Source organism: Martelella sp. HB161492 (assembly GCF_013184775.1).
Lineage (GTDB): Bacteria > Pseudomonadota > Alphaproteobacteria > Rhizobiales > Rhizobiaceae > Martelella.
Window position 1 is genome coordinate 274,830 of record NZ_JAATVV010000003.1, and the last position, 14,414, is coordinate 289,243.

Genomic DNA, 14,414 nt, shown 5'->3' on the forward strand with positions numbered 1-14,414 from the left:
TTAGAAGGAGGCCTTGCGGGCAACGCGGCGAATGTCTTCGCGGTTGACGCCGAGATCGGCCAGTTCGCGTCCCGACATGCGGTTCAGTTCGCTGACGGTCTGACGATACTTCATCCAGTTATTGAAAGAACGTGCCATGCTCATCTGTCTATCTCCTCGTGAATGGGCTCAGCGTGTCGCTCAACTCTTGTGTGGCGCTCATCGCTTGCTGTTGACCCAGATATAGGCGCTTGCGCACAACTCAGGCAGGTGGTTTGCCTCAAAGCGGCTATGCGTCTGATGCAAGTCTTCGCGAAAACAGCCGGTTTGACGGGAATCTATGGTGCATTTCTGTGCAGATTCTGGCCCTTCGCGGGAAAGGCTTGCATCCTCCGGGCGTTTGGTCATCTCATCAACCGGACAGATGTCAGGAGAAGACAATGGCGGTTGACGAGGAATTGGCGATGAAGCTGCGAGAACGGCTGGAGCCGTTGCAGGGCTTCAGCGAGAAGAAGATGTTCGGCGGCGTCTGCTTCATGCTGAACGGTCATATGGTCGGGGCAGCAAGCGGCCGGAGAGAGGGCGGCCGGCGGTTTCTGTTCCGCATAGGCAAGGAGAATGATGCTGCTGCAGAGCGGCTGGGAGCCGCGGAGCCGATGACCCAGGGCGGCCGGAAGATGCGTGGTTTCTATTTTGTCGATGCCGAGACCTTGTCGGACGGGGCTTTCGACGAATGGCTTTCGATTGCCATCGAAAACGCCTATTCGCTGCCGCCGAAGGACTGATCCGGCGACCGGGGGCGTCCTGCCGGTTTCACCGCAGAATGCTTCTCTGCCAGTCTGCGTCGGTTGGCAGGATGGGCCCGTCGCATCTGTGACCGCCGCCGCGGGTCAGCGGCTGGCGGTCCATGGAGCCTGAAGGCGTCCGGTCAGACAGGGCGCTCGCCGCGCACCCAGATGCGCCACATATGCCGCTCGTATTTCTTGTCGTCATACATGCTGGCGCGGTGCAGCGTGATGCGGTCGTCCCACATCAGAAGATCGCCCTTCCGCCATTTATGGCTATAGACGAATTCCGGTTTCGTCACATGTTCGGCCATGGCCTTCACCAGAGCGCGGCCTTCCTCTTCCGGCAGACCGATGATTTCCTTCGCCGCACCGGTGGAGATGAAGAACGCCTTGCGTCCGTCGACCGGATGGGTACGCACGAAAGGATGGATGACGTCCGGATTCTCGCGTTTTTCCTCATCGCTCAGCTGCTTGCCGTTGATGGCGCGGGTCTCCATGAACCAGTTGTAGGAATGAAGCACATCCATCTGGTCGAGCCTGTCCTGCTCGTCCTTCGGCAGGGCGTAGAAGGCGGCGGAAGCATCGGCGACGAGGGTCTCGCCGCCTTCCGGCGGTGTCTCGAGACAGTAAAGCAGGGTCAGCATCGGCGGAAATTCGAGATAGGTGCCGTCCGTATGCCAGGTAATGCCGTCGAGATGTGCTCCGATCGGCTTGCCGTCAACGATCTTGTTGGAGAGAACATAGGTCTCCGGATGGCCAGGCAGGGTGAAATCCTGGATCTTGTTGCCTTCGAGCGTGCCGAATTTGGCAGCGAAAGCCGAGAGCGTATCGGCGTCGAGGGTCTGGTTGCGCAGAACCAGCGCACCCTTTTTCTGGAATGCATCGCTGATGGCGGCAACCTCGGCCGGGCTTGCCGTGTTGATATCGAAATCGATGACTTCGAGGCCGAAGCCCGGAATGAGTTCTTCGCCTGAAATTTCGGCCAGATCCTGAGCGGCCATAGCTGTTCCTTTCTTATCGGGAGTTGATCATCGTCAACCTTGCCCGATCCACACTAGGGGAAGGCGAGTGATGCCTGCCAGCACCAAATTCAGTCAGGGGTGATGCCTCAATCGCAGCACCAGTGAACGATCAGTTGCCATTTAGTGGACGCCGGCCCTGTGATCGGCGCTTGCCTTTTTGCCGCAAGCCCTTATCTTGAGCCTGTCTTCGGGGCGGGGTGAAACTCCCCACCGGCGGTAGGGCTGTTCGTGATCTCTCCGAGGGGCGACGGCCAAGTCCGCGAGCGCCTGATGTCGTGCGATGTCAGGGTCAGCAGATCTGGTCAAAATCCAGAACCGACGGTTAAAGTCCGGATGGAAGAAGACGAAGCAGATGGGTGGCGGTCCGGTGTCCGGAGCGCCGCGCAGCCTATGCTTTATGCCCTGGGACGCTCTTTTTGGAACCACAAAGGATGCGTTCATGTATACAGGAATTGTTCAGGCCGTTCGCCCGCTCGAGGCCGTCACCAAGAATACGGGCTATACCGAATTCGCCGTTACCTTCACCGATGACCTTCTCAGCGAACTGAAGATCGGTGCCTCGGTCAATATCGAGGGCACCTGCATGAGTGTGACCAGCATCAATGGTCATCGCGTGACCTTCGATGCCATGGCCGCGACGCTGGAGCGGACCAATCTTGGAAAGCTGAAAAGCGGTGACCGGGTCAATGTCGAGCGGTCTGCCAAGCTGACCGACGAGATCGGTGGCCATGTCATGGCCGGTCATGTGGCAACCACGGCTGCCGTCGAGGAAATCTCCATCACCGATGAGGGCGCCTATATCCGTTTCCGCGTGCCGGAAGACTGGGCGAAATACATTTTTCCGCGCGGTTTTCTTGCCGTCAACGGCTGCTCGCTGACAGTGGCGGAGGCCGATGGCAATCTCTTCACCATCAACCTGATCCCTGAAACGCTGCGTCAGACCACCTTCGCGAACTACAGGCCAGGCGATCTTCTCAATATCGAGGTTGATCACCAGACCATGGTTCTGGTCGATGTCATCGAGCGCACCATGGGCCGCTTTGCCGTGCCTGCCACCGGTGCAAAGGCTGCCTGAAACTATTGCCTTGCGGGGCTGAGCCGGTCCAGGCTCGCCCCGATCTCGCCTTCGAGGACGGAGACGGCGGCGTCAACCGGTCCCTTTTCGCGCCGGGCGAGGATCAGCGTCTGGGATTTGAGCGTCTTGTCCCGGATCGGCAGATAGGTGAGCGGGCTGGGCTGATCCGTTTCCGGCACATCAATGCGTGACAGGAAGGTTATCGTTTCGCCATCCAGCACCATTTCCCGCATGAAATCATTGGAATTGGCGAGAAAAGCGGGGCGGAATTCAAGGCCTGCACCGCGAAAGGCGTCGACCATCAGCTGATAGATCGTCATCGACGGATCGCCGAGAACGGCCGGATAGGCCATCAGATCCTCAAGCCAGACCGTGCCCTTTGCCGCCAGGGGATGGCTGCGGGCAACAACAGTGCCGAGCCGCGTGGCGAAGCGGCCGGTTACCTTCACGCCCGGCGCATCGGGAAGATTATAGCCAAGGCCGAGATCCGCTTCACCGGCCGTCAGTGCCGCGGCGATTTCAGCGGCAAGCATTGCCCTGACCGTCACGGTGACGCGCGGATGAGAGCGGTTAAAGGCGCGGATCACATCGGGCAGGACGCCGCCCATCAGCCCGCCCATGGATGCAAGCCGCACTTCGCCGCCGGAAATGCCGCGGATCTGATCAATCTGCGTCTGCAGTTTTTCGTGCTCGCGCAGGGTGGCGCGCACATGGGCGATCAGCAATTCGCCGGTCTGGGTCAGCCGCATCCCATTGGGCAGCCGGTGGAAAATCGGCACACCCAGCTCTTCCTCCAGCGCCAGGATCTGGCGGTTGATCGAGGAGGAGGAGACGTTGAGCCGCTCGGCCGCGCGGCGGATGGAGCCTGCGCGCACGACTTCGTCGAGATAGCGCAGCATGCGGGAATGCAGCATGGAACATTATGCCCGGTGATTGATGTCGGTTCCGAACATAGAGCAGGACTGCGTCAAGGGAAACGCCCCCTTCAAGGCTTGGTTGCCAGATCGCGGCTTTGGCGCTGCGCTACGCCCTGGCCAGAACCAAAGCGCCGCCCCCAAAAGCGGCAGGACCTTTGGTTCTGTTCCAGCACATTGTTGCGGCGGCATCGTCTCTTTGTGCCGCATTCCATTCCGGTCAGACGATGCGCTTCGCAAAATCAGTCCTCCTGGCAGGCCGCGTCAGCGTTTCGATGGCCCGTAGCTCTGGAATGTCCACGTATTCTCGACGGCATCCTTCATCACCTTGGTCAGCGGCTCCAGATATTCCTGATGGCCTTTCGAATGCTTGGCGACAGCCTCGGTCGCAATCTTCTCCAGCGATTTCGGATTTTCCGATGGCGGCGTAATGGTGATTGTCGGGATTTGGGGTTTGTTTGTACTGTCGGCGTTTATCATGTTCATGACCTTGCATTATTGTCGATGATGCATGATTTAACGATTTTTAATATTTAGAAGAAATTGCTAATAGCAATATCTATACAAGTTCATACTGCAATTGCGTCGTTGGTTTCGCTGGCGTCGCCACCCGGCCTGCCGTGCCCGCCATTGCGGCGGGCACGGTTGTTGATCACGCCGGCACTTCTTCCTCACCATGTTCGCGCAGCAGCGCCAGAAGGCGCTTACGCATGATCATGCCGGGACGGTCCGAGGGCATGTGCATCTCGATTTTGCGCGACATGTCGATGATGGCGTCGGGATTGGTCGACTCCAGCACGTCCTTGTCTTCCATGACGATCTTCTCATCCCAGGCGATCAGCGCCTCGGTGGAGACATCCGCCTCGGTGTCGTTGCGGTAGAGCAGCTGAACGACCTGGATCGCAGCATCATCGATCGGCGTCGCGCAGTTGAAGATGATGTGGCGGATGCCTGAAGGATACTCGATGTCGAGCCGGCGACAGAAGGGCATGAACCACTTGTTGCGCATGTGCCGCTTGGTGGTCGGGTTCGGGTCGCCGGTGATCTTGCGGCCATATTCGGGATTGTTGACCTCGACAATGGTTTCCGCCTCGAAGCCGTAATCGGTTTCGGTGATCTCGTATTTTTCCGGCCGCGGCTGGTCGATCTGGCCGAAACTGTCGCGGTGGACGAAGGAGAAATGGGCATTGTCGAAGGAATTCTCCATCAGTCGCAGCGCCGAGGTTTCCCAGCGGTCATAGAACTGGTGGATGCGGCGATAGCCATCCATGTCCTCTTCCGGCACGGGAGGAATGTCGCCAATCGGCTCGTCGAGTGCCACCCAGGCATAGCCATAGCGCTCGCGACAGAAAAAGGCCTTGGCATGGGCATTGGGGATTGGCTGCTCAAAGGGAAACTGCGGCACCATCACCAGCTTGCCGGAGCGGTCATATTCCCAGCCATGATAGCCGCAGACGACATTGCCATTGCGGCACCAGCCCTTGGAAAGCTTGGCGGTGCGGTGACAGCAGCGGTCTTCCAGCGCCGCGGGCTCGCCGTTTGCATCGAGGAAGAGCACGATATTTTCGCCGAGCAGCGTGAACGGTTTCGGGCCGTCCTTCAGGGCCGAAACCGGCACGGTGGCGTACCAGAAACGGCGCAGCAGCGGCTGTTTGGTGTTGAGCATGAATGATCCTCGCTGATTTCACGCATTCGGGTCTGGATGCTATTTAAGAAAAACGCGGCGCTGCGTGAAAAGCATCAAATTCAGCGCACCCCGATGCCTCAAGTGGGACACCTGTCTCAGTCGGCACGCATCACGCCGCGCATATGTTCGGCAAAGACGCTGGCCAGCGCGGAAAGGTTACGGCGTCCGCCGATCAGCATCAATTGCTGTGTGTCGGACTGGAACTCGCGCACCGGCACATAGGTGAGACGCCCCATCCGGCTTTCAAAGGCAATGTCAAAGGGGGTCAGGAAGGTCACATAGCCCTCGCTCATGGCGAGGTGGCGCATCATTTCAATGGAATTGGCCTCAATGGCGAAATGAAGCTGGAGATTGGCGCGGGCGAAGACCTGATCGATATGCGGGCGGATCGCCGTTGTCGGGTCGGCGACCACCATCGGATAGCCGACGCATTCGGAAAGCCGGATGCTGGTCGAGCGCGCCAGCGGATGATCGGGCGCGACGGCGACGCCAAGCCTGCCAATGGCGATTTCATGGACAGCGATTTCGATATCGGCCGGAAAATCGAAGCCGAGACCGAGATCGGCAGCGCCGCTGGTGACCGCTTCGCGGATATCATCGCCGGTGGTCATCAGCTTCAGTGATACGCGCACGCCCGGCATTGCCCGCTGGAACAGGCCGATGGCGCGCGGCACCAGATTGGCGGCAAGCCCGCTCATCAGCGCAATCGTCACCTCGCCGCGGCGTAACCCCTTCAGGTCCTCGATCATGGCCTCGGCGCGGTTCATGCCCTTCAGTGTGTCGCGCACATGGCCGATCAGGATTTCGCCCGCCGCTGTCAGCGTCAGCCGGCGCTTGGTGCGGGTGAAAATCTGGGTGTCGAGTTCCTCCTCGAGACTGGCAATCTGGCGCGAAATCGCCGAAGCCGAGACGTTGAGGCGCTCCGCAGTGCGGCGAACCGAACCGGTGCGGGCGACTTCGTCGAGATAGTTGAGCAAACGTCCATGCAGCATGACGGGCCATTCTAGGATTGTCTGTTTGTTGCCTTTTAGGCAACATAATATGCAAAAATAAATGCTTTTAAAGCGCTGTTTTTCTGGCATTCTGAAGTTGGTACAGAAATACGTTTCCACCTTGCGACCTGCCAAATGGCTCTAATTCCCCCTCCGCTTGCGGCAGGTTTCCGCGTTTCTGTGCCCGGCATGGACGGACCTTGTGAAAGGTCTCCCACCACCTTGACTTAATCCGCTCCGTCCATGCCCCTTCTCATTTTGATTGCTTCAGGGACCCAGGATTATCCATGCTTAGCTATTCCTTCGAACAGGTTGAAAAGGCACAGGCCTTTCGGATTTCACCCAAAGATACCAACTATTTCGCGATCCTCTTTGACCCGAAAAAGGATGGCATCGAGCATATTCTGGTGATCGAGATCTTCACCGTCGGCGGTGCGACGCCGCCGAACGAGCATAGCCATGCGCATGAATTCTTCTATGTGCTGGAAGGCGAGGGCATTGCCGCCAGCGATGGCGAAGAAATGCCGATCAAGAAGGGCGACGCGCTGATGCTGCGTCCGGGATCCGAGCATATCGTCAAGAATACCGGTTCCTCCAAGCTTTACACGCTGACGGTGATGACGCCGAATCAGGATTTCGCCGAGCTGATCCGCAGTGGCGAGCCTGTGACGCTTGATGCAGAAGATCTGCGGGTCCTGACCGGAAAGGCGGCCTGATGACGGCGGCTGATCAGCGCCTGCCGCTTGGCACCTTCCCGCAGACTGCCTGGGATGTCTCTGCCGAAGAGGTCATCCTGTCGCGCCAGCAGCCGGCCCCCCGGCTGCTGAGCGTCACCGACAAGGGCCGCAAGATCACGCTTGATCTCAACCGCACCGGCATGATCGTTGTCGATATGCAGAATGATTTCTGCCATCCCGATGGCTGGCTGGCCTCGATCGGCGTCGATGTTGCGCCGGCACGCCAGCCGATCGAGCCGCTCATCCGCCTGCTGCCATTGCTGCGACAGGCTGCGGTCCCGGTCATCTGGCTCAACTGGGGCAACCGCCCCGACCGCGCCAATCTGCCGCCGTCGACATTGCATGTCTATAAGCCCACGGGCCGCGAGACCGGCATTGGCGATCCGTTGAAAAACGGCGCCAACGTGCTGGAAAAAGACAGCTGGGCCGCCGCCGTGGTGGATGAGCTCGTGATCGAAGCCAGTGATATCTGCGTCGACAAATATCGCATGTCCGGGTTTCAGGATACCGCGCTTGACAGTATCCTGCGCAATCTCGGTCTGACGACGCTGCTGTTTGCCGGTGTCAATGCTGACCAATGCGTGCTTTGCACCCTGCAGGACGCGAATTTCCTCGGCTATGACTGTCTGATGGTTGAGGACTGCTCGGCCACCACCTCGCCCGCCTTCTGCATGGAGGCGACGCTTTACAATACACGCCAGTGTTTCGGCTTCGTCTGCTCGTCGGACGAGATCGTCGCCGGGCTTTCCTGAAAAACCGGTATTCCCATGACTGAAGACAAACATGCTGCCGTCCAGCCCGTCAATGAAGCCGCCGTGCTTGAAGAGGTGACGGCGCTCTGCGATCTTTACGAAAAGGCACTGATGGACAATGATCTGGATACGCTGGATGCGTTGTTCTGGGACAGCGCGCTGACCCTGCGCTACGGCGTCGGCGAGAACCTCTACGGCATTGCCGAAATCCGTGATTTCCGCAAGGGCCGTACGGGCGGCTCGCCGAAACGCGATGTGCTGCGCCGCCAGATCACCACCTTCGGCGCCGATTGTGCCGTCTGCGATCTTGAATTTCAGCGTCCCGGCGCAGCGGTGAAGGGACGGCAGAGCCAGACCTGGATCCGCACGGCCGCAGGCTGGAAGATTGCCGCGGCCCATGTCTCGCTGATGGGCACCTCGCACTGACAGATCAGACGGTCTGCCCGATGCCTGTAACAGGCAGGGGGCGGCGCGATCTGCAGATGGCTTTCTCACAACCGGATTAGAGCGACGTGCGTCCTTTTGGAGGTACCAGGCCGCTCTATCTTATTGAATCTACGCATCGATCTTTTCGAAAATCGATGCGCTAGTGCAGAAATGCCAAAGCAGTGCTTGCCCTTTTGCCATGCTTGCCGTCATCATCTTCTTCATCGGTGCGACCCGCTCAGCCGGGACGCACCCTTTTCGATTTTCTGCAAGTGAGCTTTGTCGATGACCAAACCTGCCGATGCCTTCATCTCCCATTTCGATCCCGCTCTATCAGCACCTGAGCCGTCATCGGATCTGCTTGCCGGCATGACGGTTGCGGTGAAGGACAATTTTGACGTGGCCGGTACCGTGACCGGCGGCGGCAATCCGGAATGGGCGGAAGATCAGTTACCGGCGACAGGCCATGCAGCCGTCGTCTCCATGCTTGTTGATGCAGGCGCAACGCTGATCGGCAAAGCCCAGATGGACGAGCTTGCCTATAGTCTCATGGGCGTGAATGCGCGCTATGGCACGCCGGTCAATCCGGCAGCACCTGAGCGTGTTCCCGGCGGTTCGTCGTCCGGTTCGGCTTCAGCGGTCGCTGGCAAGCTTGCCGATATCGGGCTCGGGTCGGATACCGGCGGATCGGTGCGGCTGCCGTCGTCCTTCTGCGGCCTGTTCGGCTGGCGTCCGAGCCATGGGCTGGTCCCGCCGGAAGGGCTTCTGGCGCTGGCGCCAAGCTATGATGTGCCGGGCTTCATGACCCGCGATCTTTCCACCATGCGCCAGCTCGGCAGGTTGTTTGCTGCCGGGCAGAGCGTGGCTGAGGAGGTGCGGCTCTGGTATCCGGCCGATGTCTGGCATCTGTGCGAACAGGCCTCCGCCGCGCAGCTGAAGCAGGCTCTGCCACGGGGTGACCGCAATGACAGCCCGCTTCTTTCCAGGGCCGATATCACCGATCTCCTTCCGGTCTTCCGCATTCATCAGGGGTATGAGGTCTGGCAGGTTTTCGGCCCGTGGATTGAAAAGCGCGAGCCCGATTTCGGGCCCGGTATCCGCGAACGTTTTGCCATGGCATCGAAAATTACAAGGGCGGCATTTGACGATGCGGTCGAAAAGCGCAATGCTTTCAGGGCGCATCTTGAGAAGGTGCTGCAGCCGGGAGTGGTAATGGTCTATCCGACAGCCCCCGGACCGGCCCCGCTTCTGACTGCCGGTAACGACGAGGTGGAGAGCTTCCGCAACCGGGCGCTTTCCATGCTGGCAATTGCCGGCCATGGCGGTCTGCCGCAGCTTTCGATTCCGCTCGGCCTTGTCGATGGCGCACCGATCGGTCTGTCGCTGGTTGCGGCTCCCGGATCGGACCGGCTTTTGATTGAAACTGCAAAAATGTTCATGCGATAGGAAAACTGTCATCATGCTTCATGCAGCCCTTGGGTTTGAGGGTGCTTTTTCAGCACCGCATCGCGCTGCAGCGCTCGCCGGGCGCGATATCCTGCGTCAGGGCGGAACGGCGATGGAGGCCATGGTCGCCGCTGCGGCGACGATTGCCGTCGTCTATCCGCACATGAATGGGATCGGCGGCGACGGCTTCTGGCTGATCCGCCGCTACGATGGATCTGTTACCGGCATTTCGGCCTGTGGCCAGGCAGCGGGCCTCGCAACGCCCGAATGGTATGCCGAGCGCGGCCACACAAACGCCATGCCGACACGGGGCGGGCATGCGGCCCTGACGGTGCCGGGCACGCTTGGCGGCTGGGCGACAGCGCTCGATCTGGTCGAGGCGGATTTGCGCTTCGGGTTGAACGAGTTGCTTGATGCGGCCATTTCTTACGCCCGCGACGGTATTGCAGTCACCGGCAACCAGTCGGTCTGCACGGCGGACAAGCTGGCGGGTCTCAAGGATGTGCCGGGTTTTGCCGAAACCTTTCTTGTCGATGGCAAGGTGCCCCGTGCCGGTGAGCGGCTGAAACAGCGTGCGCTCGGACGGACGCTGAAGCTGATCGCCACCGAGGGCATTGAAAGCTTCTATTCCGGTGAGCTGGCGGCAACCCATGCGGCCTTTCTCGAGGATCACGGCTCGCCGCTGCGCTACGAGGATTTCACCGCCTATGCTGCGCGTGAGGTGGAGCCGCTGAAGGTCGGCACGTCGCATGGCGTGCTGATGAACATGATCCCGCCAACGCAAGGGATCGCCTCGCTGATGATCCTTGCCCTTTTTGACCGCCTGGCGGTCGAGCAAGGCGAGGGCTTTGATCATATCCATGGGCTGATCGAGGCCACCAAACAGGCCTTCATCCTGCGCAATGCGGGACTGGGTGACCCTGATTTCATGGCTGAGCCGGCACAGAACTGGCTGGACGGCGAGCGGCTGGATGCGCTGGCGGCAAAGATCGATGGCAGCCGGGCGCTTGCCTGGCCCTATGATCCGGCGGAAGGCGATACGATCTGGATGGGGGCAGCCGATCGCTACGGCAATGTCGTTTCCTTCATCCAGTCGGTCTATTGGGAATTCGGTTCTGGGCTGACCTGCCCGGAAACCGGCGTCTACTTCCAGAACCGCGGTGCCGGCTTCTCGCTCAAGCCTGGCCCGAACCTGCTTGCGCCCGGCAAGCGGCCGTTCCATACGCTCAATCCGGCCATGGCGCTTTTACGGGATGGTCGTGTCATGGCCTATGGCACCATGGGTGGCGAAGGGCAGCCGCAGACGCAGAGCGCCGTCTTCACCCGTCACATTGCCTATGGCATGGACCTGCAGCAGGCCATCACCGCGCCGCGCTGGCTGCTCGGGCGCACCTGGGGCGAGGAAACCACGACGCTGAAACTCGAGGACCGCTTCGATCCGGCGCTGGTTCAGGCGCTGCAGGATGCCGGTCACGACGTCGAGATGATCGCGCCCTTTTCCGATACGGCCGGCCATGCGGGCGCCGTCGTTCTGCATCCAGGCGGGCTGATGGAAGCTGCTGCCGATCCGCGCGCCGATGGCGCTGCCATCGTCGACTGAGGCCTTTCAGGCGGGTGACGAAGCCATTCAGATTGCTCACTTGGGGAGGAATAGCCCCCCTCTGTCGTCATCCCCGTGCTTGTCACGGGGATCCAGGCTCTTAAGGGCAAGAGTCTTTCGCCGCGCGGACGCGCGTCGGCTGGATGCCTGTGACAAGCACAGGCATGACGTCAGCGAAAGGGGGGGCGGTTTGTCAGCAGTCTGAAGGCCGGTGGATTGCTCTACCGGCCTTTTTGTTTTGGCTCTTTTTCAGCGTGCATAGAGCCTGTCGAGGCGGACGAAGCGGCCAACCAGCGCCAGCATGATCACCGTCAGCAGGATCAGCACGGTGGAGAGAGCATGGGCTGTCGGGCGCAGTTCGAAGGAGGCCTCGGCATAGAGTCTGACCGGCAATGTTGTCATGCGCGCTGTGGTCAGGAAGCTCGTCACCGTCACTTCATCAAAGCTCAACAGGAAGCCGACGATCGAGGTGGCGAACAGGCCCGGCATCAGCCCCGGCACGATGATCAGGAAGAACCGCTTCATTCCGTTGGCGCCAAGCGAGGCTGCGGCCTCTTCCTGGCTGTGGTCGAGACCAAGAACGGAGGCCGTCAGAAGCGTGATCGCGAAGGGTAGGATAACGACAACATGGATCGCCATCAGGCCGATGAAGGGTGGAATGGCGATATAGATCTGGAGCAGCTTCAGCATGCCGACGCCGAGGGCGACATGGGGCAGCGACAGCGGCAGCAGCCAGAAGGCGAGCAGGGCTGAGCGGCCTTTGAAAGGAAAGCGTGCCAGCGCAAAGGCGGCCGGAACTGCCACGATCAGCGAGACAAGCAGCGAAACAAGGGCGAGCTTTACCGAGATCAGGAATGAATCGGTGTAGTAGCCGTTGATGAAAATTTCCTTGTACCAACGCAATGTGAAGCCACGGAAACCGGCCGCTGTTGCCAGTTCGACATTGTTGAAGCTCTGGACCGCCACGAGAAACAGCGGCAGGAGCAGCAGGCCGACAGCCGCCGCAAACAGCAGTTTGGAAACGATCGGGCCGGCAATATTGGCAAGCGGTTCGACAAAGCGAGGAATGGCGAGCGGACGGCTCTTGCCGCCATGGCGCCAGCCCATCATCCGGTTGAGCGCCAGCGTGGCGAGGACGGCAAAGATCAGGCCGGTGGCGGTCATGATCAGCGCCAGCGCTGCGGCCAGCGAGGTATTGAGGTTCTGCATCGCCTCCTGCAGCACCAGCATGCCGGTGGTCCAGACCTTCTTGCCGCCAAGCATCACGGCAGAGACGTAGGATGTGGAGGCCATCAGGAAGACGATGATCATGCCGGATTTCAACCCTGGCAGCGACAGCGGCAGATCGACGGTCAGAAACCGCATCGCCGGCGATGCACCGAGGCTTTCGGCGGCCTCATGAATGCGCGGCGAGGTATTCTGCAGATTGTCGTAAAGTGCCAGCACCATGAAGGGCATGAAGACCTGTACGAGGGCGACGACAACGGCGCCCTGATTGAACAGCATCTTGTTGAAGGAGGGAATGCCGAACCAGCCGATCACGGTGTTGATCAGCCCATCCGGCGACAAGAGCAGGATGATGCCGAGCGAACGCACCACGACATTTGTGAGCAGCGGAATGAGAATGATGGAAAAGGCCAGCGCCCGGTATTTCACCGGCAGTCGGGCAATCCAGAACGCAACGGGATAGCCGAGCAGCGCAGAAACCAGTGTCACCAGCAGGCTGAGCCAGATCGTCTCGAACACGACCTTGTAGTAGAAACTGTCCGAGGCGATGTCGATGAACTGCTGCAGCGACGGGACCTGCAGAAGCGGCGCGAAGGGGTCGGAATATTCGTGCAGCGACAGCATGACCACCGCCAGCAGCGGTGCGGCGAAGGCAAAGGCCAGCCAGATGGTGACCGGCGCTGAAAGCGCCGGCCCAAGCCATTTCCTCATCCGGCAATCTCCCGGTCGTAGATGGCCTGCCACTTGGTGCGGTTCTGGTTGATGTAATCCCAGTCGAAGTCGACCAGGCTGTCGATCTGATCGGGCATGATCAGCTTCGGCTTCAGATCATCGGCGATGGCGACATTGTTGACGGTCGGCGAGTAGTAGATGCGCTCGGCATAGGCCTGCATCACCGGTTCGGACAGATGCAGGTTGATCCACTCTTCGGCGAGCTTCTGGTTCTTGGTGCCTTCGGTGATGCAGGCGACGTTCATGGCAATCGCCTGGCCTTCGGTCGGCTTGGCGAGAGCGAAATCGGGATTACGTTCTTCGATGTATTTTTCGCAATAGCTGCCGAATTCAACCGACAGATCGGCGATGTTCTGATCGAACATGTCGAAGAGCTGGGCCTGGCTGCCCTGAATGGCGGCAAACGGCTTCAGTTCCTTGACCTTGTTGAAGCCATCGGGTGCCATCTTGGTCTGATCGCCGAACCAGGCGATGTTGGACATCATCAGTGCTGAAATGCCTTCGGCGCCAAGGCCGCTCGGCCAGGCGATGCGGCCGGCCCATTCCGGGTTCCACATATCCTTCCACGAGGTGATCGGCGCGGACGCCTTCTTGGTGTTGTAGACAATCGTGCAGGGGTTAATGGCAACGCCATAGCCGCCCTTCTTGGCGATCGGGTAGAGATACTGGGCATTTTCGACCGCATCGGTCGGTGCCTGGGTCACGCCATCGGCCACGGCCTGGCGGCTTTCATAGATGTTGAGGTAGAGCACGTCGAAGCTCGGGCGGCCGCGTTCAGCATAGGCGCGGGCACGGCGCTCCACGGTGCCGCCGAGAACGTAGGAAATCTTGCAGCCATACTTGTCGACAAGCACTGGCTCGATGAATTCCTTGACGATTTTTTCCTGTTCGCCGCCCCAGATGCCGACGACGAGTTCATCGCCGGGCTTGGGATCCGGCGTCTCAGCGCGGACGAAGGAATAGGGAGCGGCAAGCGAGGCTGCGCCGCCGAGAAGCAGTTTATTGACTGAGCGTCTTGAGATGTTCATCTGTGCTGT

The 14,414-nt window shown here is 59.9% G+C and carries 15 protein-coding genes and 1 riboswitch; of the genes, 7 read left to right on the top strand and 8 right to left on the bottom strand.

Annotated features, from left to right (window positions below; genetic code table 11):
* Complete coding sequence (locus tag HCK86_RS07005; protein ID WP_141149944.1) at window positions 1-144, bottom strand: DUF1127 domain-containing protein; 144 nt, start codon at window positions 142-144, stop codon at window positions 1-3.
* 275 nt (window positions 145-419) lie between these two features.
* Here HCK86_RS07005 and HCK86_RS07010 point away from each other — a divergent pair, with 275 nt between their 5' ends.
* The gene (locus HCK86_RS07010) at window positions 420-764 is read left to right on the top strand and encodes a TfoX/Sxy family protein (RefSeq protein WP_176083738.1); all 345 of its coding nucleotides are present in this window, start codon (window positions 420-422) and stop codon (window positions 762-764) included.
* Between the two features lie 143 nt (window positions 765-907).
* Here HCK86_RS07010 and HCK86_RS07015 read toward each other — a convergent pair whose 3' ends face one another.
* Window positions 908-1,768, bottom strand: coding sequence for a TauD/TfdA family dioxygenase (locus HCK86_RS07015; protein WP_176083739.1), 861 nt, complete (start codon window positions 1,766-1,768; stop codon window positions 908-910).
* 200 nt (window positions 1,769-1,968) lie between these two features.
* A riboswitch (FMN riboswitch) is annotated at window positions 1,969-2,138 on the top strand.
* Between the two features lie 90 nt (window positions 2,139-2,228).
* Here HCK86_RS07015 and HCK86_RS07020 point away from each other — a divergent pair.
* A complete protein-coding gene (locus tag HCK86_RS07020; protein WP_176083740.1) occupies window positions 2,229-2,864 on the top strand; it encodes a riboflavin synthase subunit alpha in 636 nt (211 codons plus the stop codon).
* 2 nt (window positions 2,865-2,866) lie between these two features.
* Here the strand turns inward: HCK86_RS07020 and HCK86_RS07025 are convergent, their stop codons facing one another.
* The 4 genes from HCK86_RS07025 to HCK86_RS07040 all read right to left on the bottom strand — a co-directional run bounded on the left by HCK86_RS07025 (window position 2,867) and on the right by HCK86_RS07040 (window position 6,457).
* The gene (locus HCK86_RS07025) at window positions 2,867-3,778 is read right to left on the bottom strand and encodes a LysR family transcriptional regulator (RefSeq protein WP_176083741.1); all 912 of its coding nucleotides are present in this window, start codon (window positions 3,776-3,778) and stop codon (window positions 2,867-2,869) included.
* A gap of 264 nt (window positions 3,779-4,042) precedes the next feature.
* Window positions 4,043-4,264 (bottom strand): hypothetical protein, encoded by a 222-nt coding sequence (locus tag HCK86_RS07030; protein WP_176083742.1) that lies wholly within the window; start codon window positions 4,262-4,264, stop codon window positions 4,043-4,045.
* Between the two features lie 166 nt (window positions 4,265-4,430).
* Window positions 4,431-5,444 (bottom strand): Rieske 2Fe-2S domain-containing protein, encoded by a 1,014-nt coding sequence (locus HCK86_RS07035; protein ID WP_176083743.1) that lies wholly within the window; start codon window positions 5,442-5,444, stop codon window positions 4,431-4,433.
* Between the two features lie 116 nt (window positions 5,445-5,560).
* Window positions 5,561-6,457, bottom strand: coding sequence for a LysR family transcriptional regulator (locus tag HCK86_RS07040; RefSeq protein ID WP_176083744.1), 897 nt, complete (start codon window positions 6,455-6,457; stop codon window positions 5,561-5,563).
* Window positions 6,458-6,744: 287 nt separating this feature from the next.
* Here HCK86_RS07040 and HCK86_RS07045 point away from each other — a divergent pair, with 287 nt between their 5' ends.
* The 5 genes from HCK86_RS07045 (at window position 6,745) to HCK86_RS07065 (ending at window position 11,418) form a co-directional block, all read left to right on the top strand.
* Window positions 6,745-7,173: a cupin domain-containing protein gene (locus HCK86_RS07045; RefSeq protein WP_176083745.1), complete on the top strand. Its 429-nt coding sequence runs from the start codon at window positions 6,745-6,747 to the stop codon at window positions 7,171-7,173.
* Window positions 7,173-7,946 (top strand): cysteine hydrolase family protein, encoded by a 774-nt coding sequence (locus tag HCK86_RS07050; RefSeq protein ID WP_176083746.1) that lies wholly within the window; start codon window positions 7,173-7,175, stop codon window positions 7,944-7,946. The genes HCK86_RS07045 and HCK86_RS07050 overlap by 1 nt, the downstream gene beginning before the upstream one ends.
* 15 nt (window positions 7,947-7,961) lie before the next feature.
* Window positions 7,962-8,372 carry an oxalurate catabolism protein HpxZ gene (hpxZ, locus tag HCK86_RS07055; protein WP_176083747.1) on the top strand — a complete coding sequence of 137 codons (411 nt, stop codon included), beginning with the start codon at window positions 7,962-7,964 and terminating at the stop codon, window positions 8,370-8,372.
* Window positions 8,373-8,657: 285 nt separating this feature from the next.
* Window positions 8,658-9,818 carry an amidase gene (locus tag HCK86_RS07060; RefSeq protein ID WP_176083748.1) on the top strand — a complete coding sequence of 387 codons (1,161 nt, stop codon included), beginning with the start codon at window positions 8,658-8,660 and terminating at the stop codon, window positions 9,816-9,818.
* 13 nt (window positions 9,819-9,831) lie between these two features.
* On the top strand, window positions 9,832-11,418 hold the full coding sequence (locus HCK86_RS07065) for a gamma-glutamyltransferase family protein (RefSeq protein WP_176083749.1): 1,587 nt from the start codon (window positions 9,832-9,834) through the stop codon (window positions 11,416-11,418).
* A 249-nt stretch (window positions 11,419-11,667) separates the two neighbouring features.
* Here HCK86_RS07065 and HCK86_RS07070 read toward each other — a convergent pair whose 3' ends face one another.
* Entirely contained in the window at window positions 11,668-13,356 is a 1,689-nt protein-coding gene (locus HCK86_RS07070; RefSeq protein WP_176083750.1) for an ABC transporter permease subunit, read from the bottom strand.
* The gene (locus tag HCK86_RS07075) at window positions 13,353-14,405 is read right to left on the bottom strand and encodes an extracellular solute-binding protein (protein WP_176083751.1); all 1,053 of its coding nucleotides are present in this window, start codon (window positions 14,403-14,405) and stop codon (window positions 13,353-13,355) included. The genes HCK86_RS07070 and HCK86_RS07075 overlap by 4 nt, the downstream gene beginning before the upstream one ends.
* Window positions 14,406-14,414: the final 9 nt, after the last annotated feature.